The 23,024-nt window shown below is 42.2% G+C and carries 26 protein-coding genes; 14 read left to right on the top strand and 12 right to left on the bottom strand.

Annotated features, from left to right (window positions below; all coding sequences use genetic code 11):
• Nucleotides 1-2 precede the first annotated feature (2 nt).
• Nucleotides 3-1,418 (top strand): FAD-dependent oxidoreductase, encoded by a 1,416-nt coding sequence (locus PR675_RS12820; RefSeq protein ID WP_036943071.1) that lies wholly within the window; start codon nucleotides 3-5, stop codon nucleotides 1,416-1,418.
• Between the two features lie 1,166 nt (nucleotides 1,419-2,584).
• Here PR675_RS12820 and sspB read toward each other — a convergent pair.
• The 5 genes from sspB to zapE form a co-directional block, all read right to left on the bottom strand.
• Nucleotides 2,585-3,076 carry a ClpXP protease specificity-enhancing factor gene (sspB, locus tag PR675_RS12815; RefSeq protein WP_014657579.1) on the bottom strand — a complete coding sequence of 164 codons (492 nt, stop codon included), beginning with the start codon at nucleotides 3,074-3,076 and terminating at the stop codon, nucleotides 2,585-2,587.
• A gap of 8 nt (nucleotides 3,077-3,084) precedes the next feature.
• A complete protein-coding gene (sspA, locus tag PR675_RS12810; protein WP_004925425.1) occupies nucleotides 3,085-3,726 on the bottom strand; it encodes a stringent starvation protein SspA in 642 nt (213 codons plus the stop codon).
• Nucleotides 3,727-4,360: 634 nt separating this feature from the next.
• Nucleotides 4,361-4,753, bottom strand: coding sequence for a 30S ribosomal protein S9 (rpsI, locus tag PR675_RS12805; protein WP_004258235.1), 393 nt, complete (start codon nucleotides 4,751-4,753; stop codon nucleotides 4,361-4,363).
• Nucleotides 4,754-4,768: 15 nt separating this feature from the next.
• A complete protein-coding gene (gene rplM, locus PR675_RS12800) occupies nucleotides 4,769-5,197 on the bottom strand; it encodes a 50S ribosomal protein L13 (RefSeq protein WP_004925433.1) in 429 nt (142 codons plus the stop codon).
• A 276-nt stretch (nucleotides 5,198-5,473) separates the two neighbouring features.
• Nucleotides 5,474-6,607, bottom strand: coding sequence for a cell division protein ZapE (zapE, locus tag PR675_RS12795; RefSeq protein WP_060561389.1), 1,134 nt, complete (start codon nucleotides 6,605-6,607; stop codon nucleotides 5,474-5,476).
• A 221-nt stretch (nucleotides 6,608-6,828) separates the two neighbouring features.
• On the opposite strand from zapE, the gene zapG reads away from it, so the two are divergent.
• The 3 genes from zapG to degS all read left to right on the top strand — a co-directional run bounded on the left by zapG (nucleotide 6,829) and on the right by degS (nucleotide 10,316).
• Nucleotides 6,829-7,233, top strand: coding sequence for a Z-ring associated protein ZapG (gene zapG / locus PR675_RS12790; RefSeq protein ID WP_004925439.1), 405 nt, complete (start codon nucleotides 6,829-6,831; stop codon nucleotides 7,231-7,233).
• A gap of 436 nt (nucleotides 7,234-7,669) precedes the next feature.
• Entirely contained in the window at nucleotides 7,670-9,064 is a 1,395-nt protein-coding gene (locus tag PR675_RS12785) for a Do family serine endopeptidase (protein ID WP_164457004.1), read from the top strand.
• Between the two features lie 187 nt (nucleotides 9,065-9,251).
• Nucleotides 9,252-10,316, top strand: coding sequence for an outer membrane-stress sensor serine endopeptidase DegS (gene degS / locus PR675_RS12780; protein ID WP_004925447.1), 1,065 nt, complete (start codon nucleotides 9,252-9,254; stop codon nucleotides 10,314-10,316).
• 94 nt (nucleotides 10,317-10,410) lie between these two features.
• Here the strand turns inward: degS and murA are convergent, their stop codons facing one another.
• From murA to mlaF, 7 genes are all read right to left on the bottom strand, one after another.
• On the bottom strand, nucleotides 10,411-11,673 hold the full coding sequence (gene murA, locus PR675_RS12775; RefSeq protein WP_004925449.1) for a UDP-N-acetylglucosamine 1-carboxyvinyltransferase: 1,263 nt from the start codon (nucleotides 11,671-11,673) through the stop codon (nucleotides 10,411-10,413).
• Nucleotides 11,674-11,830: 157 nt separating this feature from the next.
• The gene (gene ibaG, locus PR675_RS12770; RefSeq protein ID WP_004925453.1) at nucleotides 11,831-12,085 is read right to left on the bottom strand and encodes a BolA family iron metabolism protein IbaG; all 255 of its coding nucleotides are present in this window, start codon (nucleotides 12,083-12,085) and stop codon (nucleotides 11,831-11,833) included.
• A 140-nt stretch (nucleotides 12,086-12,225) separates the two neighbouring features.
• Nucleotides 12,226-12,516, bottom strand: a complete 291-nt coding sequence (gene mlaB / locus PR675_RS12765; protein ID WP_004925456.1) for a lipid asymmetry maintenance protein MlaB — start codon at nucleotides 12,514-12,516, stop codon at nucleotides 12,226-12,228.
• 4 nt (nucleotides 12,517-12,520) lie between these two features.
• Nucleotides 12,521-13,147, bottom strand: coding sequence for a phospholipid-binding protein MlaC (gene mlaC / locus PR675_RS12760; RefSeq protein ID WP_060561388.1), 627 nt, complete (start codon nucleotides 13,145-13,147; stop codon nucleotides 12,521-12,523).
• 34 nt (nucleotides 13,148-13,181) lie between these two features.
• Nucleotides 13,182-13,691: an outer membrane lipid asymmetry maintenance protein MlaD gene (gene mlaD / locus PR675_RS12755; RefSeq protein ID WP_004925461.1), complete on the bottom strand. Its 510-nt coding sequence runs from the start codon at nucleotides 13,689-13,691 to the stop codon at nucleotides 13,182-13,184.
• A gap of 3 nt (nucleotides 13,692-13,694) precedes the next feature.
• Nucleotides 13,695-14,477, bottom strand: a complete 783-nt coding sequence (gene mlaE, locus PR675_RS12750; protein WP_004925463.1) for a lipid asymmetry maintenance ABC transporter permease subunit MlaE — start codon at nucleotides 14,475-14,477, stop codon at nucleotides 13,695-13,697.
• Between the two features lie 6 nt (nucleotides 14,478-14,483).
• Entirely contained in the window at nucleotides 14,484-15,287 is an 804-nt protein-coding gene (gene mlaF, locus PR675_RS12745) for a phospholipid ABC transporter ATP-binding protein MlaF (RefSeq protein ID WP_004925466.1), read from the bottom strand.
• 483 nt (nucleotides 15,288-15,770) lie between these two features.
• Here mlaF and kdsD point away from each other — a divergent pair, with 483 nt between their 5' ends.
• The 10 genes from kdsD (at nucleotide 15,771) to npr (ending at nucleotide 23,005) form a co-directional block, all read left to right on the top strand.
• A complete protein-coding gene (gene kdsD / locus PR675_RS12740) occupies nucleotides 15,771-16,739 on the top strand; it encodes an arabinose-5-phosphate isomerase KdsD (RefSeq protein ID WP_014657575.1) in 969 nt (322 codons plus the stop codon).
• 12 nt (nucleotides 16,740-16,751) lie between these two features.
• Nucleotides 16,752-17,312, top strand: coding sequence for a 3-deoxy-manno-octulosonate-8-phosphatase KdsC (gene kdsC, locus PR675_RS12735; RefSeq protein WP_014657574.1), 561 nt, complete (start codon nucleotides 16,752-16,754; stop codon nucleotides 17,310-17,312).
• 15 nt (nucleotides 17,313-17,327) lie between these two features.
• Nucleotides 17,328-17,921 (top strand): LPS export ABC transporter periplasmic protein LptC, encoded by a 594-nt coding sequence (gene lptC, locus PR675_RS12730; RefSeq protein WP_004925475.1) that lies wholly within the window; start codon nucleotides 17,328-17,330, stop codon nucleotides 17,919-17,921.
• Nucleotides 17,905-18,453, top strand: coding sequence for a lipopolysaccharide ABC transporter substrate-binding protein LptA (gene lptA, locus PR675_RS12725; RefSeq protein WP_004925478.1), 549 nt, complete (start codon nucleotides 17,905-17,907; stop codon nucleotides 18,451-18,453). The genes lptC and lptA overlap by 17 nt, the downstream gene beginning before the upstream one ends.
• A 5-nt stretch (nucleotides 18,454-18,458) precedes the next feature.
• Nucleotides 18,459-19,184, top strand: a complete 726-nt coding sequence (gene lptB / locus PR675_RS12720; protein WP_004925481.1) for an LPS export ABC transporter ATP-binding protein — start codon at nucleotides 18,459-18,461, stop codon at nucleotides 19,182-19,184.
• Nucleotides 19,185-19,229: 45 nt separating this feature from the next.
• The gene (gene rpoN / locus PR675_RS12715; RefSeq protein WP_004925484.1) at nucleotides 19,230-20,675 is read left to right on the top strand and encodes an RNA polymerase factor sigma-54; all 1,446 of its coding nucleotides are present in this window, start codon (nucleotides 19,230-19,232) and stop codon (nucleotides 20,673-20,675) included.
• Between the two features lie 22 nt (nucleotides 20,676-20,697).
• Complete coding sequence (hpf, locus tag PR675_RS12710; RefSeq protein ID WP_004925485.1) at nucleotides 20,698-20,985, top strand: ribosome hibernation promoting factor; 288 nt, start codon at nucleotides 20,698-20,700, stop codon at nucleotides 20,983-20,985.
• Between the two features lie 260 nt (nucleotides 20,986-21,245).
• Nucleotides 21,246-21,713, top strand: coding sequence for a PTS IIA-like nitrogen regulatory protein PtsN (ptsN, locus tag PR675_RS12705; RefSeq protein ID WP_004925489.1), 468 nt, complete (start codon nucleotides 21,246-21,248; stop codon nucleotides 21,711-21,713).
• 168 nt (nucleotides 21,714-21,881) lie between these two features.
• On the top strand, nucleotides 21,882-22,733 hold the full coding sequence (gene rapZ / locus PR675_RS12700; protein ID WP_004925493.1) for an RNase adapter RapZ: 852 nt from the start codon (nucleotides 21,882-21,884) through the stop codon (nucleotides 22,731-22,733).
• A complete protein-coding gene (gene npr / locus PR675_RS12695; RefSeq protein ID WP_004925495.1) occupies nucleotides 22,733-23,005 on the top strand; it encodes a PTS phosphocarrier protein NPr in 273 nt (90 codons plus the stop codon). Before rapZ ends, npr begins: the two co-directional genes overlap by 1 nt.
• Nucleotides 23,006-23,024 lie beyond the last annotated feature (19 nt).

Below are 23,024 nucleotides of genomic sequence, written 5' to 3'. Positions count from 1 at the left end.
AAATGAGCCAGAATGTTTATCAATTTATCGACTTACAGCGTGTTGACCCGCCGAAGAAAACATTAAATGTTCGTAAGATTGAATTTGTGGAAATCTATGAACCTTTTAGCGCGATCCAAGCACAAACACAGGCAGATCGCTGCCTTTCATGCGGCAACCCATACTGTGAATGGAAATGCCCTGTACACAACTATATCCCTAATTGGTTAAAACTAGCGAATGAAGGGCGTATTATTGAAGCCGCTGAGCTTTCTCATCAAACCAACAGCTTGCCTGAGGTATGTGGTCGAGTGTGTCCTCAAGATCGCCTATGTGAAGGCGCATGTACCCTAAACGATGAGTTTGGTGCTGTCACTATCGGTAATATTGAGCGCTATATTAATGACACAGCCTTTGCAATGGGCTGGCGTCCCGATCTTTCCCATGTTGTGCCAGTCAATAAACGTGTTGCAATTATCGGGGCTGGCCCTGCTGGTCTCGCCTGTGCCGATGTTTTAGCGCGCAATGGTGTTCAAGCAACCGTGTATGATCGCCACCCTGAAATTGGGGGATTACTCACTTTTGGTATCCCTGCCTTCAAGCTCGAAAAAGAGATTATGTCTCGCCGTAGAGAGATTTTCACCGCTATGGGAATTGAGTTCAAACTGAATACGGAAATTGGCAAAGATCTGCCTTTAAGTGATTTGCTCAATGAATATGACGCCGTATTTATAGGTACAGGAACTTATCAATCAACGAAAGGGCAGCTAGCCAATGAAAATGCCCATGGCGTCCATGATGCCTTGCCGTATCTGATTGCCAATACGCGTCATTTAATGGGGTTTGAGGAGTTACAGGATGCACCTTATATCGACCTCAACAATAAGCATGTTGTCGTGCTTGGTGGTGGTGATACTGCAATGGATTGTGTCCGTACTGCTATTCGGCAAGGTGCAAAAAGAGTTAGCTGCGCTTATCGTCGAGATGAAGCGAGTATGCCAGGGTCGCCTAGAGAGGTAAAAAATGCGCGTGAAGAAGGCGCTGAATTTTTATTTAATGTGCAGCCAGTCAGTATTGAAGTCGATCAACAAGGAAAAGTATGTGGTGTTAAGGTGGTGAAAACCAGTATGAGCACATCTAAAAATGGTCGTGCTCAAGCTGAAATCATTGAAGGGTCTGAGCATTTGCTCCCCGCAGATGCCGTGATCACCGCCTTTGGTTTTCGTCCACATGTTATGCCTTGGCTCGCAGATCACGATGTGCAACTCGATAATCAAGGGCGTATTATCGCGAGTCATGATGCGCTTTTGGCCTACCAGACTTCAAACCCCAAAATATTTGCAGGGGGGGATATTGTCCGAGGCTCTGATTTGGTTGTCACCGCAATCGCTGAAGGGCGTAAAGCTGCCGATGGTATTTTATGTTTTATGGGAGTCTAATTGCTAACGCCTTAGTAAGCGACCGATAGGCCGTAGTGATACCCCCTCCTAATGCCAGTCAGCTAAACTGACTGGCATTTTCTTGTCAGGATATTGATCGGATTTAGATTTATGGCTTATCCATGTATTGCAAAACACCGATTTTCGCGTTTTCTAGTTTGTTTCGTTTTCAACCTAAAGATCATCTATCTCGCGAATCAATCTCATCACACAAATACAAACCCATAAAAAAATAGTGCGGTTCGATTTATCAATAGTCATGAGAGCCGCTATTTAATTATATTAGGAATGGTTATATAACGTTCATAACAAATATTGATGAGCGGCTTCGACTACTTATTAGTAATTTTAGCTATATGTGTTTGTCCCATCTAAAGTGCTACAGCACGATACTATTTTATCTAAGCCTTAAGCTTCGTTAAATGGCTATAGAGGGTAACTCGTCTCACTCACTGATAAGGGATAATAAAGTCTACAATTCATCAGACGCTTTCTTTCTCGATAATATTTTTCAATTATGCGTAATTACGAATAAAACCATTTGTATAAAGATAATATCAATATACAAATGGCTATCTCGAAGTGATCGCCTAAATAGGTCACTGAGAGTGTTTATCGGCATGATTTAATCGCTATCTATACCGATTATGTTGAAATAAGTGACAATATTATTGATATTTATCTCACTCAACGAATAAAAGATCAGATCCACTCTCGTGATATCAGTTGGGATTATTATATTGATGCCCAAGATATATGTGATTTTTGACTAAGAAATATAACTGTAGAAGAGGCTAGATAAAGCCAAAGTAAAAGTAGCTTTCAGTAATTATACGTATCATCCAGCATCGCTAGTTGAATTATTAAAAGGTTTATCTGGCTGGAAAATTGATGCTGTAGTTCTTCTTGAACGCGATAGCAAGCAGCTTACTGATTAACTGGTTAATATAAATTGGTGTATCTCAATTAATAAGGAGTGGACAGCATCACCGATGCTAGAAGTAAGTAGACTCAATCAGCAACACCATAAAAAAATCCGATATTATATTCCTTAATATCGGATTTTGTATATTCAAAGGGTCATCTGCCATTTCGCCAATTTTTTCTTTATTGATCAGCGTCGAAGATGCTCTTCCCTCTATTTTTTAACCTAGATAACTTACCAACTATTTGATAACTCTGAGAGATGGCCTACCTTTAGGGGGTGGCGTTGGTTCATCATCCGATGCTGTAGATTCATCACTTGTCGGCTCTGATTCGTGAACTAACATGATGTTATCCGCTGGGTTATCTTCAACCACTTCTGGCTCACCTGATAATTGCTCTTCATAGGCTGTTTCAGGTTCGAACATCATGCCAGCCCCATTTTCACGAGAGTAGATAGCGATAATCGCAGCCATCGGAACATACACCTGACGAGGTACGCCACCAAATCGTGCATTAAAACGTACTTCATCATTTGTGATCTCAAAATTACCAACCGCACGCGGCGCCACGTTCAAGACAATTTGCCCATCACGAACAAATTCCATTGGTACGTTGGTATTAGGAACGGAGACATCAACTACCAAATGCGGCGTCATATCGTTATCGAGCAGCCACTCGTAATGCGCGCGTAACAGATACGGGCGTCGAGGTGTCATTGGTGCCATTTCCATCATGACACTTAGCCTCGTGCCGAAAGACGCATTTCGCGCTCTAATTCAGTCAGTGAAGCCAAAAATGCGTCACGTTCAAAAACACGTTGCATATACATTTGCAGGTGCTTGCTGCTTGAAGGCTTCAGTTCAATACCCAATACAGGTAAACGCCATAATAGCGGTGCTAAATAGCAATCAACGAGACTGAACTCTTCGCTCATAAAGAAAGGCATTTCAGCAAAAACGGGTGACACCGCAATCAGCTCTTCAGCTAATTGGCGACGCGCGTTATCGGCTTCCTGTGCACTTCCCTTCTCAATTTTGTACATCAGAGAATACCAGTCTTTTTCAATGCGATGCATCAGTTGACGGCTAGTACCACGCGCAACTGGATAAACAGGCATTAATGGAGGATGAGGGAAACGCTCATCAAGGTATTCCATGATGATATGTGGGTCATATAGGGTCAGATCACGGTCAACAAGAGTAGGAACACTCTGGTATGGGTTTAGATCAATCAGATCTTGAGGCAGATGACCTTGTTCGACATGTTCAATCTCAACGCTAACCCCTTTCTCAGCCAAAACGATACGGACTTGATGACTAAAGATGTCGGTTGGCCCTGAAAATAATGTCATTACCGAACGTTTGTTAGGAGCGACAGCCATTAAAACCTCCAAGTTGCATAAAAATGAACTAAACTGTAATAAGTTTTTTAATAATTACGAGCCCGCTCATTTTAAAATCCCCTGTGCTAAAACTCTCATTTATCCATATTGAAAGCCAGCACAACCCTCTCGCAATAATGCTGCGAGAAATAAGAAAATAAAAAGCAGTCGCATATTCTAGCAGATTTTGTGCAACTTAGGGGGATGTTGATGAAAAAATCATAACTAAATGTCTTTTAAGACAAATAAAAACATAAAAAATAGAGCATTAACATACTTAATGAAAACTTACTAGCATATAAACCTTGAAGTTAACTCTAAAGTTATCACTTTCAGAAAGAAAATGGTTTTTCTCAAAAGTGAGTAAATTACCTAAAGATCAGTAATTGAGACTAACAATATACTGTTTGCATAATTTTTATATGCAATAGATTTATATTAGCGAATCACTTACCCTTTTTCACCACAATAAATAATATTCAATCTCTTCCAGCCTAAAAAGATAAAGCGTTACAACATATTGGATACCATTCCCCTAAAAGATCCGCTCCCCCACAACGATAAATTCAAGACAATAAAAAACCCGCCATAAAGACGGGTTTTGTCATCAATTTTATGCCCAAAGGGCAACAAATTAACGTTTGGAGAACTGTGGACGACGACGTGCTTTGCGTAGACCAACTTTTTTACGTTCAACAGAACGCGCATCACGGGTAACGAAACCAGCTTTACGCAGATCAGAACGAAGAGTCTCATCATAAGCCATCAGTGCACGAGTGATACCGTGACGGATTGCGCCTGCCTGACCTGAAATACCACCACCTTTAACAGTGATGTACAGATCCAGTTTTTCCAACATTTCAACCAACTCTAGCGGCTGACGAACGACCATGCGCGCAGTTTCGCGGCCAAAGTACTGTTCCAGTGTACGCTGATTGATTGTGATGTTACCGCTACCTGGCTTAATGAAGACACGAGCGGAAGAGCTTTTGCGGCGACCAGTGCCGTAGTATTGATTTTCAGCCATTGCCTATAATCCCGATTAAATGTCAAGAACTTGCGGTTGTTGTGCCGCGTGGTTGTGCTCGTTACCTGCGTAAACTTTCAGTTTACGGTACATTGCACGACCCAGAGGCCCTTTTGGCAACATGCCTTTAACCGCGATTTCAATCACACGCTCAGGACTGCGAGCAATCATTTCTTCGAAAGTCGCTTGCTTAATTCCACCTACATGGCCTGTGTGGCGATAGTAGATTTTGTCTTCGCGCTTATTGCCGGTAACAGCAATTTTTTCTGCATTCAGAACGATGATATAATCACCAGTATCCACGTGCGGAGTATATTCCGCTTTATGCTTACCGCGCAGACGGCGAGCCAATTCAGTTGCAAGACGACCTAAAGTTTTGCCATCTGCATCAACAACGTACCAGTCGCGTTTTACGGTCTCTGGTTTAGCTGTAAAAGTTTTCATTAAAACTTACCCAATATTGAAGTTACACGTTGGTGAACACTCATGTTCATAAGCTTTGTGAGGTTCACACGACTCTTGTCCAGCAAACCTACCCCTTCGAGCAGCCTAGCCGGCATTATGCGATATTTCTTGGGAAATAAGAAAATATCGCTGTAACGTGGGGTCGCAAGATTATAGAGAAGTCAGCAATAAAAATCGACCCCAAAACACATTTTTTTTCACCACGCGGTGAACTGCGTCTTTTTTGTGCGAATAGCATGCCGGCATTTAATCGACTTAAGCCAAATGCGGGATCTTTAAATACTCTTCGCTTTGCATTTCCTGTAAACGAGAAAGGCAGCGCTGGTATTCAAAGGCTAATAAATTACCTTGGTACAGCGATTCCATCGGCACCTGTGCGTTAATGATCAACTTAACCTTACGCTCATAAAACTCATCCACTAACGCCAAAAACCGCCGTGCTGCATTTTCTTGTTTGGAATCTAACGCTGGCACATCATATAAAATGACAGTGTTATAACAATTGGCTAGATAAATATAGTCATTTTGGCTACGAGGCTCATCACACAATGCTTTAAAACCAATCGCAAGTACCCCTTCTGCGCTGCTGATAGCCTGCATTTTGCGATGATTCACTTCTAATACAGGTTGTTGTTCGCCTCGCTTACCTGCCAGCTTCACGAAAATTTCATTGAGATGCTGGCGATTTTCTTCATTTATTGGAGAGAGGAAAAGATGAGCCTGAGTTAATGTTCTTAGCCGATAATCAACCCCAGCATCAACATTCATCACTTCGCAATATTTTTTAATTTGTTCAATTGCAGGTAGAAAACGAGCGCGTTGCAGACCATTACGATACAGCTCATCAGGGATAATATTGGATGTCGCAATAAGCGTGATGCCTCGGGCAAATAGCCCCTCAAGCAATGTGCCTAAAATCATCGCATCCGTGATATCAGAGACAAAAAACTCGTCAAAACAAAGGACATCCGTCTGTTTTTTAAACTCATCAGCAATAATATCTAGCGGGTTTTCTTGACCTTGCAGAGCCATCAAGTCTTCTTGGACTTTTTTCATAAACCGATGAAAATGCAAACGAAGTTTCCGGTTTCCCGGTAAACTTTCATAAAACATATCCATAAGCCAAGTTTTACCTCGGCCAACTCCCCCCCACATGTATAACCCTTGTACAGGTTCAGTCACAGCAGCATGCTTTTTGCCTAGTAGACGTTCTAAGCGCATTTTCAACCCAGAAGGCTTTTCCTTTTGTTCATTTGAAGAGGATGACGCGATCAGTTGCTGATAAATTTCATCTAAACGCTCTACAGCACGTTTTTGTACGTCATCAGGCTGGTAGTGACCTTCAGCAAGAGCCTGCTGATAACGCATAGTAGGAGACATCGGCGACATTAACTGAATAATCCTTAAAAAATTTTCGGTTTTTTTACCGTTATATGGTATACACTGCCCTTATTATAACCAGATTCATTTATTATTTAACGTCTAGTTAACGAATGCTAAATAGAGTAAGGAATTTCACCTTAGTATTCCACTCTTTAGTGATTAACAGGTATAGTTATAGGTAGCCAAGCTTAATTTCTGCGAACAGTGAAGTAAACGAAGGAGTCAGCATGACCTGGGAGTATGCACTAATTGGATTAGTTATTGGTTTCATCATCGGCGCATTAGTTGTCCGTTATGGGAACCCAAAACTTCGTCAACAAAAAACAGCACAAGCTGAATTAGACAAGAAAAACACTGAGCTAGAAGAGTACCGTAAGGAGCTAGTCGGTCATTTTGCTCGCAGTGCAGAATTACTTGATAATATGGCTCGTGATTATCGTCAGCTATATCAGCATATGGCTCAAAGCTCATCTGAGTTAATGCCAGATATGCCAGCGCAAGATAACCCGTTCAATTATCGCTTAACAGAATCAGAAGCGGATAATGACCAAGCACCCGTCAAAATGCCACCAAGAGATTATTCCGATGGGGCATCAGGGTTATTCCGTCCTATTGACGAAAAAGAGAAGTAATTATTCATTTATGCTCTAAAGTATTTGAGGGGCAGCGCGCGAACAATAGCTTCATCCAGCAAGCTGCAACTTAAAATATAACGAGTCGAACCACCAGCAAAGCAATTTGCTGGTGGATACCAAATATCATTTTCTATTTACACTAAACCAACGAGTTTGCTGCTGTAAATTAATCAGTTAACTCTATTTCACAATATATCGTTTCATATTAAATATTTCTTTTTATTTCAAAACTGTATAGAAATTAAGTCCTCATCTACAATACATGTAAATAGATGTAAAATAATGGATAACCGCTACCCGTTGTATGAACTTTTGCGCATAATCCATGGTCATAGTTATCAGTAAAATCAAATCTGATATGAGAAAAATATCCTGATTGGTGTAGCAAGGCTACAACCTGATAAATTTTATTCTTGAGAGAATCTACGGAATGATGAAAAGAAAAAATTTCTTTCTCACTGCAGTCGCAATGAGCCTAGGGTTATCCCTTTCAATTTTACCTTCAATTAGCAGTGCTGCTTTGCCTGCGACATTACCAGCAACGGCACAAAGCCAAAATATGCCAAGCTTGGCACCTATGCTTGAAAAAGTACTGCCAGCGGTGGTGAATATCCATGTTTCTGGTACGCGCGTTCAAAATCAGCAGATCCCAGAAGAATTAAAATTCTTCTTTGGCCCAAATATCCCTTCACAACAACAAAGTGTTAGGCCATTTGAGGGCTTAGGCTCTGGCGTTATTATTGACGCACAACAAGGCTACATTTTAACGAATAATCACGTGATTGATGGCGCGGATAAGATCCAAATCCAACTGAATGATGGGCGTGAAATTGATGTCAAACTCATTGGTAAAGACGCGCAAACCGATATTGCGTTACTGAAAATCACCAATGCGAAAGATATCAAAAACCTTACCGCCGTTAGCATGGCAGATTCAGATAAACTCCGTGTTGGTGACTTTGCCGTTGCCGTTGGTAACCCATTTGGTTTAGGGCAAACAGCGACTTCAGGTATCATTTCGGCACTGGGTCGTAGTGGTTTAAACCTTGAAGGGTTAGAAAACTTTATCCAAACCGATGCTTCTATCAACCGCGGTAACTCCGGTGGTGCTCTGGTTAACTTAAACGGTGAATTGATTGGTATCAATACCGCAATCTTAGCTCCGGGCGGTGGTAACATCGGTATCGGCTTCGCTATCCCAAGTAATATGGCGAAAAACCTCAGTGAGCAGTTAATTAAGCACGGTGAAGTAAGACGCGGTATTTTGGGTATTAAAGGCACCGAAATGAATTCAGATATTGCTAAAGCCTTTAATATCGATGCTCAACGCGGCGCATTCGTCAGTGAAGTTCTGCCTAAATCTTCTGCCGCAAAAGCAGGCATTAAATCAGGCGACGTCCTCGTGTCTGTTGATGGTAAACGTATCAACAGCTTTGCTGAGCTGAGAGCCAAAATTGGTACTAGCCAGATTGGTAAAGAGATCACGATTGGTTTGATCCGTTCAGGAAAACCAATGGATGTTAAAGTGGTTTTAGAAAACAATGAAGGCGAAGCCACTAAAGCGGAAAAACTGAGTGAATCATTACTTGGTGCAACATTATCTAACGCAACAGTTAATAACACCAAAGGTGTACAGATCGATAACGTAACACCTAAATCACCAGCAGCGGCTGTCGGTTTAGTGAAAGGTGACCTCATTTACGGTGTAAACGATGTTCGTGTCGAAACCATCGAACAGTTCCGTAAAGTCATTGATGCTAAACCACCAGTACTTGCTATGAAGGTTCTGCGTGGTGGTGAAACCTTATATCTGTTGATGAAAAACTAATTAGCCCTCTGTACTTCGAGTGACTGTCGGTTACATATGGCTTCCTTTAACTCGAAATATTTAGAGCGTTACACAAAATTGTTGTAAAAGATCAAAACAGGTACAGGACAAACTGCTGTGCCTGTTTTTTTATGTTATGCTCAAGTTCCCTTTATTAACATCAACAACCTGAATAATTCGATATCTTATGGTGAAAAAGCTTATCTGGGCAGCAATGCTAGGCCTATTAATCGCTATGATTATTATCGTTGCGGTTCCTTCCCTACGTCCTCAAGGCTTAGCAGATTTGCTTTATGGTAAAATAGATAGCGAACCTGTCAGTTATAATAAGGCTGTGCGTAAAGCCGCTCCAGCCGTTGTTTATGTTTATAGCAGCTCAAAAGGCAGTTTTTCTCAATCAGGCCGCGAATTGAAATCACTTGGCTCGGGTGTGATCATGAGTTCAAATGGCTATATCATCACCAATAAGCATGTGGTTGATAACCCTGATCAAATCTTAGTCGCCTTACAGGATGGCTCTATTTTTGATGCGCTATTAGTTGGCTCGGATGCTCTGACTGATTTAGCTGTACTAAAAATTGATGCAGAAAATCTTCCCGTTATCCCAATTAATAAATTCCGCGTCACCCATGTAGGCGATGTCGTGCTCGCTATCGGCAACCCATATAATATTGGTCAAACCGTCACCCAAGGGATTATCAGTGCAACAGGTCGTGTAGGGTTAAGCTCCACTCGGAGGCAAAACTTTTTACAAACCGATGCATCGATTAATTCAGGTAATTCAGGGGGAGCTTTGATTAATAGCGAAGGAGAGCTTGTCGGTATTAACACGCTTTCGTTCAGTGCAGGCCAAGGGGTTAGTTCAGAAGGCCTAAGTTTTGCTATCCCAACAGCACTGGCTACAAAAATTATGGAAAAACTGATCCGTGATGGGCGTGTGATCCGAGGTTATATTGGGATCACCGCACGTGAATTACCGCAAATTAGAACCAACAACAACAATATCGATCAGATTAAAGGTTTGCGCGTTTTCCAAGTTGCTCCCAATGGCCCAGCGGCTAAATCCGGCATTCTCCAAGGGGATATTATTTTATCCGTCGATAATAAGCCTGCAATATCAGCCGCTGAAACGATGGACTTAGTGGCAGAGATCCGCCCCGGTAGCAAAGTACCAGTAAAAATCTTACGTGATGGTGAAGTAAAAGATGTCGATGTGATCATCGAAGAGATACCTGAAGGGCAAGCGGGCTAGGCTATTTTCTGAGAGTCTCCCCCACAGCAATACAAAAAAAAGTTGTTCAATTTGAACAACTTTTTATGTTTATCTTATCGCTCTCATCCACGAATTAATCGTCAGATTTGATCCGTTCGATATTCGCGCCTAAACCACGCAGCTTATCTTCAATATGCTCATATCCGCGGTCGATATGATAGATACGATCAACCGTTGTAGTACCTTCCGCGATACAACCTGCAATGACTAAGCTTGCTGATGCACGCAAATCTGTCGCCATGACTTGTGCTCCAGTTAGCTTTTCCACACCATGGCATAACACAGTATTACTTTCGATTTCAGCATGCGCGCCCATACGAATTAATTCAGGAATATGCATGAAACGATTTTCAAAAATTGTTTCTGTGATCATCCCTGCACCCTCAGCCACTAAATTCAATAGGCTAAATTGAGCCTGCATATCTGTTGGGAAGCCAGGATGCGGTGCAGTACGCAAAGTAACCGCTTTAGGGCGTTTGCCTTGCATATCAAGACTGATCCAATCTTCGCCTACCTCAATTTTAGCACCTGCTTCGCGCAGCTTCGCCAAAACGGCATCTAGTGTATCTGGACGAGCGTTACGGCAAACCACTTTCCCTTTTGAAACTGCTGCTGCAATAAGGAAAGTACCTGTTTCAATACGATCAGGCAGTACACGATAGGTACCACCACCTAGGCGCTCAACCCCTTCAATAACAATGCGGTCAGTACCAGCACCGGTAATTTTGGCACCTAATGTATTTAAGAAATTAGCCGTATCTTCAATTTCTGGCTCGCGAGCGGCATTCTCAATAGTTGTCGTGCCCTCAGCTAATGTTGCCGCGGTCATAATAGTCACCGTAGCGCCAACACTCACTTTATCCATGACAATACAAGCGCCTTTTAAACGCCCATCAACCGTCGCTTTCACATAGCCGTCTTCTAGGATAATGTGCGCGCCGAGCTGCTCTAAGCCTGAGATATGTAGGTCAACAGGACGAGCGCCAATCGCGCAGCCTCCCGGTAAAGAAACTTCCCCGTGACCAAAACGAGCGACTAGCGGTGCGAGAGCCCAAATGGAAGCACGCATGGTTTTGACCAGATCATAAGGTGCACAGTATTCAGTGACATTTCTGGCATCAACATAAATGGAACCATTACGTTCAACTTTCGTTCCGAGTTGATTCAGCAGCTTAATCGTTGTATCGATATCCCTAAGCTTAGGTACATTTTGGATCTCTACCGGCTCTTCAGCCAACAGCGCAGCGAACAGAATTGGTAATGCGGCATTTTTCGCACCAGAAATTGTTACCTCACCTTCTAAGCGGGTAGGCCCTTTAACTAAAAATTTATCCATTCGGTTACTCTCGTATTCACACTCGCCATACTTCAAGTTGCGGATGTAATCGACTTCCTTGGTCCAGTGGCTTGCTAGAACTTCCTTTCATTGAGCGACGACAGGCAACGTGAAATATTTGGAGTATAGATTTTAAATACTGTTCGCGGATTTTTTATCAAAAACCGTTTAGCTTGCGGTCGCGAGCCCACTCTGCTGGGGTATATGCTTTTATTGAAAGCGCATGAATACGGTTATCCGCGATATACTCCATTAAAGGGGCATAAACAGCTTGTTGCTGTTTGACTCTGCTCATATTTTCAAACATGGCACCGACGGCAATAACCTGAAAGTGGCTGCCATCACCATTAACAATTACCTCATCCAGAGATAGCTTATCCATCAATACTTGTTTTATTTCGTTGGGTTCCATATATGACTCAATTTTATAATCATTGGTTACGGGTATAAATAGACGTCTATCCTAAAGGATCCGTCACAATTCTTAAACCAAAGAAAACGCCTCTGGTGCACAAAAACACGCAGAGGCGCCTTTCTTTACACAAACTGACCTTAACTTAGCAATAATGACTTAACACCATAAAGCTCCATCAAGGTTGTGAGATTATCACTCATACCGACTATCTTCAGTGAGCGTTTTTCTGTTGCCAATTCGCCTTTTAGGCGCACTAGCATTGCTAGCCCTGTTGAATCAACGTGTTCCAAGCCCGAAACATCGATTTGCTCAACCTCAGCAAGTAATGATTTTCGCTTTTCCCAGAACACCAGCAAAGAGTCTCGGCCTAATGTGCCGGACAGTAACAATGCCGATGATGACTTTTCCCACGTAAGATCATGACTCATTTGACTATTTCTCTTCCAGCGTAATAGGTGCTTTCGCACTGATTTCTAACTGTTTTGTTAAGCCATCAATGCCTTGTTTACGCAGGATATCACCCCATTCGTTTTGTTTGGTCGTGATCATACTGACGCCCTCTGCAATCATATCATAGGCCTGCCAGTTACCTGTTTTACTGTTTTTGCGCCATTGGAAATCAAGGCGTACTGGTGGACGGCCATTTGGATCTATGATGGTGACTCGAATAGCAACAATGTTTTTATTCCCAATAGGTTGCTCTGGTGCTATCTGATAAGTTTGACCATGGTACATCGCGAGTGCTTGACCATAAACTTGCTCAAGATACGCTTCGAAAGCAGTAAAGTAAGCGTCACGCTGTGCAGGCGTCGCGTTCTTGTAGTAAGTGCCTAAGACTAAAGCCCCTGCATATTTAATTTGTACATATGGCAATAATTCTTCACGAACAATAGTTCTCAGGTAGTTAGGGTCTTTACGAATTTGCGGCTGCTCATTCTTTAAACGGGTAAAGGTTTTTTCAGCCGCTTCATCCATCAGCTTATACGGGTTGGTTTGATCTATCGCCATTGCAAATGGTGCAATCGCTAACATTGCTATCATCACTAAGCGCTTAAACATAAGTTATTCCTTCTAAATTCGTCTTAACATCGAATCAATTAGCAGCAGGAGCAGGTTGAGATTCAGCGCCTTGGCTATCGCCGCTCTTATACAAGAATTGACCTATCAAATCCTCTAAAACCATCGCAGGTTTGGTATCTTCAATACGTCCACCATCTTTCAATAATTCTGCATCGAGACCTTCACCATAGGGCCCGATATTCATCGCAATATATTGCTCACCGAGTAAGCCGGAAGTACGAATAGATAATGAGCTGGTATCAGGAATATTATTATATTCACTTAGTAGGTCAATTTTAACATCAGGCACATAGGTCTCTTTGTTAAGCGTAATGCTAGCAACGCGCCCAATCACAACGCCCCCCACTTTCACTGGGGAACCTTCTTTTAAGCCACCAATATTTTCAAAAGAGGCCGAAATCTGATAAGTCGATTGGCTGCCGAGCGATTTTATATCCGCCACTTTTAGGCACAGAAAAATAATTGCCGCAATCGCTAGCAATATAAAACAACCTACCCATACTTCACTTTTTTTACTTTGCATGACTTAGTTCCCAAACATCAGTGCTGTAAGTACAAAATCTAGACCAAGAACCGCTAACGATGCATGGACCACGGTTCGTGTTGTCGCTTGGCTAATCCCTTCCGATGTTGGGATAGCGTCATAGCCGTTGAACAACGCAATCCAAGTCACCGTTATGGCAAACACTAAGCTCTTGATAAAGCAATTTACAATGTCCATCCGCCAATCAACGGAGGATTGCATTGAGGCCCAAAAGAACCCTTCATCAATCCCTTTCCAATCAACGCCAACCAATGCACCACCTAGGATACCTACTGCAACAAATATCAGTGATAGCAATGGCATGCTAATAAAACCAGCCCAAAAACGCGGTGCTATCACTCGACGAAGAGGATCCACCGCCATCATTTCAAGGCTAGAAATTTGTTCTGTTGCTTTCATTAAGCCAATTTCAGCCGTCAATGCAGAGCCTGCCCGCCCTGCAAACAAAAGGGCTGTCACAACCGGACCAAGTTCACGCAACAACGATAGTGCCACCATCATACCAAGGCTGGCTTCTGCGCTAAACGTTGTCAGAACTAAATAGCCCTGTAACCCAAGCACCATACCAATAAATAGCCCTGAGACAGCGACAATCAAGAGTGATTGCACACCAACAGCATATAACTGCTTAATTAATAATGGCCACTGCTTGGAAAACTCAGGTTTCCCAATTAATGAGCGAAATAGCATATAACCCGCTCGCCCAAAGGCCGAAAAAATTTCAATCCACCGACGTCCGAGGGCAGCAATTGCCTCTACTATCATCTTATTTTACCCTAATAAATCAGCCAGATAATCATTGGCGGGGAAACGGAATGGTACAGGCCCGTCAGCAATACCATCTAAAAACTGCCTAACACGCGGGTCTTGGTTGTTACGTAGTTCATCCCCCGTTCCTTTCGCAATCACATGCTGCTGAGCCACAATATAGGCTTTATCCGCAATGCTCAGTACTTCAGGAACATCATGAGAAACCACAACACAAGTCACGCCTAACGCCTGATTAAGCTCATCAATCAATTTGACCAAAACTCCCATCGTAATGGGGTCTTGCCCAACGAAAGGCTCATCAAACATGATCAGTTCAGGATCAAGTGCAATCGCTCGAGCTAATGCAGCTCGTCTTGCCATCCCGCCTGATAACTCTGAAGGCATCAATTTCGCAGCACCACGCAAACCAACCGCCTCTAGTTTCATCATCACCGTTGTGTGGATCAATGACTCAGGTAAGTTGGTATGTTCACGCAGCGGAAATGCGACGTTATTGAACACATTCATATCCGTAAACAGTGCACCAGACTGGAAAAGCATGCTCATCTTTTTACGCGACTGGTACAATTTTGAACGTGATAACGCTGGAATATTATCACCATCAAACCAAATTTCACCTTGTTCTGGGCGTAACTGACCACCAATGAGACGTAATAAGGTGGTTTTACCAATCCCTGAAGGCCCCATAATTGCCGTTATCTTACCGCGTGGTACGGTTAGGTTAATATCCTCGAATATTTTCCGACTACCACGGGTAAAAGACATGTTACGTACTTCAATTAAGTTGTCTGTCTGTGCTTGCATTTGTTTGATAGCTCATTACACCATGAATTTTGTCTTTTAGACGCACCAAGAGCACGATCTTACAGAAAGATAAACCGAAAATCGTCTAATATCGCATCTGATTGTATTTATAGTATTATAACGTTCGAAATATGTCTGTTGATGTTCAAAATGTGTATTTATATAACTAAAAGGAACATAAAACAGTTCAACGACTTATAGTTAACCAGATTTTTACGCAATTAAAGCAGATAGCTCTTAGACTTTAAAAATTTGTTATCGTTTGAGAATACTAAAGTTTATCATCTTTTATTTGGTTTATGATGCTAATAAATGCAAAGCGCTCTTTGACTTAAGTTTTTGTTAATCACAACACCGTTAGTATTCATTAAAGTACAATGAATATTCGACTAATTTGACAAAGCACTTACTGATAGTAAGTATTCGTTATACAATTCGCGCTCGCTAATCCGATTAACTGAAAAGCTACGCATGGAACAGAAAATGTCAAACATCGATTTTCAGCAAGTAGGCAAAGAAGTTCTCCATATCGAAAGTGAAGGCCTAAAAAACTTAGAACAATATATCAACGATGACTTTACTCACGCTTGCCAGCGCATTTTTGCCTGCCAAGGGAAGGTTGTTGTGATGGGCATGGGGAAATCGGGACATATTGGGCGAAAAATTGCAGCAACATTAGCCAGCACAGGTACCCCTTCTTTCTTTGTTCACCCCGGAGAAGCCAGCCATGGTGACTTAGGGATGATCACTAATAAAGATATTGTATTGGCGATTTCTAATTCAGGAGAGTCAAGTGAGATCCTTGCGCTGCTGCCTGTTTTAAAGCGAATTAAAGTTCCGCTGATCTGTATGACCAATAATCCCAATAGCAGTATGGGCAAATATGCAGATATCCATCTATGCATCAAAGTACCAAAAGAAGCTTGCCCACTGGGACTTGCACCAACCACCAGTACAACAGCAACGCTGGTAATGGGGGATGCTTTAGCTATTGCGCTACTGACGGCAAGAGGCTTTACGCCAGAAGATTTCGCCCTTTCCCACCCAGGTGGCGCACTAGGGCGCAAACTTTTACTACTAGTTCGTGATTTAATGAACGTTGGCGATGATATTCCGCATATTCCTCAAACAGCAACGTTACGTGAAGCTTTAATTGAGATTACTCGCAAAAAATTGGGTATGACGGTTATTTGTGATGACGAAATGAATATTGCTGGTATTTTTACCGACGGTGATTTGCGTCGTATTTTCGACATGGGCATCGATCTTAATAATGCCAAAATCGCCGATGTAATGACCCGTGGTGGAATTAGAGTGTCACAGAATATGCTAGCAGTAGAAGCACTCAACCTAATGCAGTCTAAACATATTACTTCGTTAATGGTTGCTGAAGGTAATAAATTAGTGGGTGTCTTGCATATGCACGACCTCTTACAAGCAGGCGTGGTATAAAAAGGAATGATTATGGATCCGCACTATCAGGATACCTGTTATGGCCCAGTCGCCGAGACAGTATTGCAGAAAGCCGCTAAAGTTAAATTATTAATCTGTGATGTCGATGGTGTTATGTCTGACGGACTGATTTATATGGGTAATAACGGCGAAGAACTCAAAGCCTTCAATGTCCGTGATGGATACGGTATTCGCTGCTTACTCACCTCTGGTATCGAAGTGGCGATTATCACCGGTCGAAAAGCCAAATTGCTTGAAGATCGCGCGAAGACATTAGGGATTACATATCTTTACCAAGGTCAAAGCGATAAGCTTTTGGCGTATCATGAACTGTTAGATACACTGAAGATAACAGAAGAAGAAGCGGCCTATATTGGGGATGACCTTATTGATTGGCCTGTTATGGCAAAAGTTGGGCTATCGGCAGCGGTTGCTGATGCACATCCATTATTACTACCAAAGGCAGATTACGTCACACGTCTTGGTGGGGGTAAAGGGGCGGTACGTGAACTTTGCGACCTCATCCTTCTAGCGCAAAATAAACTGGAAGAAGCTAAAGGCTTATCGATTTAAAGAATAAAGACACCCATGAGTAACGCTAAAAAGTGGTTAATTATCCTGTTATCATTGATAGCACTTGGTCTGATCGGCTGGAACCTTGCCGGTCTTGACACAGACACGCCCACAAACAGTGTCCTTGATAACAGCCAACCTAATTATCAAACCGATGATTCAGTGACATTTGTCTATAATCCAGCGGGTGATTTGGCCTATAAATTAGTATCAGATAAAATTGATAATTATACGGCTGAAAAAATCACTTGGTTTGCTAACCCTGTTTTAACAACATACAACGAAGTCGGTGTACCCACTTGGACTGTACGGGCGCTAAAAGCCAAGTTAACAAATGATAGAGTGCTCTATCTGTATAACGATGTACAGGCCGATAGTTTAAGCCCGGATTCCCAAATCCAACGGATTTCAACCCAAAGTGCCGTCGTTAACCTGATAACACAAGATGTTTCATCAGATGACAAAGTCACTATTATCGGGCAAGGCCTTAATTCTACCGGTCTAAAAATGCGCGGTAACCTGCGCTCAAGAACCGCAGAGTTAATTGAAGATGTAAAAACACATTACGTGCTACAAAAAGAAGAGCAAAAAAATGAATCAAGTAAATAAAAAGCGTTTTATTCAAGGAGCCGTTGCCAGCGCAATTTTTGCTCTTAGCGTACCAGCTTCTGCATTAAAAACTGACACGCAACAGCCAATGACGATTAATTCAGTCAAGCAATCCCTTGATTTAGAAAAAAATGTCACCACATTTACTGATGATGTCGTTATTAAGCAAGGCTCTATTGATATCCGAGCAAATAAGGTGGTTGTGACGCGCCCTAGCAGTAATTCAGATAAAATTACGATAGAAGCGTTTGGTAACCCAGTGACCTTCTATCAATTACAAGATGATGGTAAGCCAATTAAAGGCCGAGCGTCAAAAGCACGCTATGAGGTGGATAAAGAGCTCCTTACATTAACTGGCAATGCTTATCTTGAGCAGTTAGACAGTAATATTAAAGGTGATAAGATCACCTATATCGTGCCAACGCAGCAAATGGAAGCGTTTAGTGACAAAGGGAAACGTGTCACGACAGTATTATTGCCATCACAGCTACAAGAAAAAGGCCCAGCGGCAAACAACGGAAAGAGTAAATAATCGTTATGGCGACATTAACCGCAGAGAATCTGGCAAAAGCCTATAAAAAACGCAAGGTCGTTGAAGATGTTAGCCTTGAGGTGAAATCTGGCGAAATTGTTGGTCTTTTAGGCCCTAATGGTGCGGGAAAAACGACCACCTTTTATATGGTCGTCGGCATCGTCCAGCGGGATGCAGGCAAAATTACCATTGATGGTGAAGATATTAGTCTCCTTCCGCTTCATGAACGTGCGCGCCGTGGTATTGGCTATCTTCCTCAAGAGGCGTCGATTTTCCGTCGTTTGAGTGTTTATGATAATCTAATGGCAGTGCTAGAAATACGCCATGACCTCAACACTGAGCAACGCAAAGAGCGTGCAGAAGAGTTAATGGAAGAATTTAGCATTACCCATTTGCGTGATAGCATTGGCCAATCGTTGTCTGGTGGGGAACGTCGCCGCGTAGAGATTGCTCGTGCATTAGCAGCAAACCCGAAATTTATTCTATTAGATGAACCGTTTGCAGGTGTTGACCCGATTTCGGTATTAGATATTAAAAAAATTATCCAACATTTACGTGATTATGGCTTAGGAGTACTCATCACTGACCATAACGTACGTGAAACGCTCGATGTTTGTGAAAGAGCCTATATTGTCAGTCAAGGGCACTTAATTGCTCATGGCACACCTGAAATGATCCTAGAAAACGAACAAGTAAAACGGGTATATTTAGGGGAAGGTTTCCGGTTGTAAGTCATTGGTTAAGCATTCAATTGAGGTGGAGATAAAAGCACATTCATGAAGCAAAGTTTGCAGCTCAGAATCAGTCAACAACTTGCAATGACTCCTCAATTGCAACAGGCTATCCGTCTGTTGCAACTTTCTACGCTTGAGCTACAACAAGAGATCCAACTCGCCCTAGAAACTAACCCGCTTCTGGAACAAGAAGAAAACACCTCTGACTTAGACTCCCTTGATAGTCTCGATATTCATACTGACAGCAGTGAAATCGATACTAAAGATGCCCTTGAAAAAAGTGATATGCCAGATGAGCTTCCTTTGGATGCGAATTGGGATGAAATTTATACTGCGGGTACGCCATCGGGTACAAATAATGACTATAGCTTTGATGAGTTACCCGTCTATCAAGGGGAAACCACACAAACGCTGCAAGACTATTTGTTATGGCAATCTGAATTAACGCCTTTTACAGACACAGACAGAGCGATTGCTACCGCGATTATTGACTCAATTGATGATTCTGGCTATCTGACAACGCCAATAAAAGAGATCCACGAAGGTATCAATAACCCAGATATCACACTTGAAGAAGTGGTCGCTGTTTTAAAACGCATTCAGCATTTTGATCCGCTTGGTGTGGCAGCACAAGATCTAAAAGAGTGCTTATTGATCCAGCTATCCCTTTACCCAAAAGATACTGACGGGCTAGATGAGGCTCGGTTGATTATTAGTCAACATATTGATTTACTGGCTAATCGTGATTTTCGCCAGCTCAGTAAACTCACCCGTCTAAAAGAGGATGCTTTAAAAACCGCTATTGACCTGATATTGACGTTGAACCCTAAACCGGGCCAATCTATCAATACCGGAGAGTCGGAATATGTTATTCCCGATGTTTTGGTGAAAAAAATCAACGGGCACTGGCAAGTTGAATTAAATACAGATAGCATCCCTAAATTAGGTATCAATAATCACTATGCTTCTTTGATAAAAGATTCCGTGAACGAAAGTGATTCACAATATATTCGTAGTCACTTACAAGATGCCAAATGGCTGATAAAAAGCTTAGAAAGCCGTAATGAAACTTTGTTAAAAGTGGCGACTTGTATTGTAGAGCAACAACAAGAATTCTTTGAGTTCGGTGAAGAGTACATGAAACCCATGATATTGGCAGATATTGCTTATCAAGTGGATATGCACGAATCAACGATTTCGAGAGTGACAACTCAAAAGTTTCTCCATAGCCCGCGAGGAATTTTCGAGTTGAAGTATTTTTTCTCTAGCCACGTCAGTACCGATACAGGAGGTGAAGCCTCTTCAACGGCAATACGTGCGTTAGTGAAAAAACTGGTTGCTGCTGAAAACCCAGCAAAACCATTAAGTGACAGTAAATTGACAAGCATGCTAGCCGAACAGGGCATTCAGGTTGCACGTCGAACTGTCGCTAAGTACCGTGAATCGTTATCTATTCCGCCCTCAAACCAACGCAAACAGTTGGTTTAATTGATAAAATAAGGAAGGTTGTATGGAATTTCAGATTACTGGACACAATATTGAAGTCACCCCTGCATTACGTGAAACTGTTGAGAAAAAGATCAGAAAATTGGAACAATTGTTTGATCGCATTAACGGTATTCAAGTCATTCTGAAAGTTGAAAAAGTTCAGCAAATTGCTGAAGCAACTGTGCAGGTTAATGGTGCTGAACTCCATGCGTCAGCGGAAGAAAGTGATATGTACGCTGCAATTGACCAACTGGTAGACAAACTGTCACGCCAATTAACTAAACATAAAGAAAAACTGAGACAACACTAATACATTTATGGTGAAATCACAGGTTGATTTCAGGCCTTCACCAGACCTTCAATGTTTAGTGGCGGTCATTAGGGATTGTAAAAATAAGCGTCGAAAGCCAAACGGTTGGTTTTCAACGTATGAAACAACGCGAACAACAGTATGCGTTCTCAGTTTGTTAACAACAATCCCAAATCATACTGTGGTGTATAACTAATAAATGGCTTAAACCAGATGGTGGCATACACCATCTGGTTTTGTAGTCCTAAGTGAACAATAAAATGAACAGTGATATAGAAATCCAATTAAGCGCCGTATTATCTTCAGCTTGTACACGCAATAACCTTACTTGTACTAGTAAAAAAAGAGCACTTGAGATTATTAGTGAACTGGCTGCCGCAGAGTTGGGATTACCGGAAAACACGGTATTTGAAGCTTTACTCACCAGAGAAAAAGTAGGAACAACAGGTATTGGCGGAGGAATCGCCATCCCTCACGGCAAGCTAGCAGAAGGTGAACATACACAAGCTGTTGGTGTTTTTTTGCATCTGGAAGAGCCAATCGCCTTCGATGCCATTGATAACCAACCTGTTGATCTGCTTTTTGCGCTATTAGTGCCCGCAGATCAGTGTAAAACGCATCTACACACTTTATCATTAATCGCGAAAAAATTAGCCGACAAATCTCTTTGTAAGCGTCTGAGATCGGCACAAAGCGATGCAGAGTTATATAGTATTATTACTGAGTAGCCTATAATTAAATAACTTCGTCATCACAGGGTTACATGTCTATGAAATTTTGATATTTTCTATATAGCTGTACTGACATAGACTGTGATGTTCTGATAAGTAAGCAAACGATCTATTCAACTATCGGGGTCCTATGATCACCGAAAAGAAACAAAAGGGAGTTAGCTCATGGTGCTGATGATTGTCAGCGGCCGTTCCGGTTCGGGAAAATCCGTTGCCTTACGTGCGCTGGAAGATATGGGTTTCTATTGTGTGGATAACCTGCCGGTTGTGCTGCTTCCAGAACTGGCCAATTCACTCGCAGATCGTAATATTTCAGCTGCTGTGAGCATTGATGTGCGTAATATGCCTGACAACCCAGAAATCTTTGAAGAGGCTTTAGGTAGATTACCTTCTAGCTTTTCGCCGCAATTGCTATTTCTGGATGCCGATCGCAACACATTAATTCGCCGCTATAGTGATACTCGTAGATTACATCCACTTTCGAGCAAAAACTTGTCACTTGAAAGTGCTATCGATGAAGAAAATGAGCTTTTAGAGCCTTTACGGTCACGCGCTGATTTAGTGATTGATACCTCAGAAATGTCAGTCCATGAATTAGCCGAGATGCTCAGAACGCGTTTGATGGGTAAACGTGAACGAGAGCTAACCATGGTATTCGAATCTTTTGGTTTCAAACATGGTATTCCTATCGATGCAGACTATGTTTTCGATGTGCGCTTTTTACCGAACCCACATTGGGATCCGAAATTGCGCCCAATGACAGGCCTCGATCGCCCTGTTGCCGCATTCCTCGATAGGCACACAGAGGTACACAACTTTATTTATCAAACACGTAGCTACCTTGAATTATGGCTGCCTATGCTTGAGACCAATAACCGTAGTTACCTCACGGTGGCAATCGGCTGTACCGGAGGGAAACACCGTTCGGTCTATGTCGCTGAGCAATTAGCTGATTACTTCCGTTCTCGTGGTAAGAATGTACAATCTCGCCACAGAACCCTAGAAAAACGCAAGTAATGACCTTAAAAGCGACAATCACATTAAAAAACCGGCTTGGTATGCATGCTAGGCCGGCAATGTTACTTTATGAATTAGTTAAAAAATTTAACTCTAAGGTTATTTTACGCAATAATAATCAGATTGAGGCTGAGGCCGATAGCGTTATTGCGATGTTGATGTTAGACTCAGAGCAAGGAAGTACCATTGATATTGAGGTTAGCGGCCCTGATGAGGATCAGGCTTTATCCGCGATTATTAACCTGTTCGAAAGTGGATTTGATGAAAGCTAGTATAATCCACCATTTATTT

Origin of the sequence: Providencia sp. PROV261 (assembly GCF_028477945.1) — a bacterium.
Lineage (GTDB): Bacteria > Pseudomonadota > Gammaproteobacteria > Enterobacterales > Enterobacteriaceae > Providencia > Providencia stuartii.
This window is presented reverse-complemented; position numbering and strand designations above follow the sequence as displayed.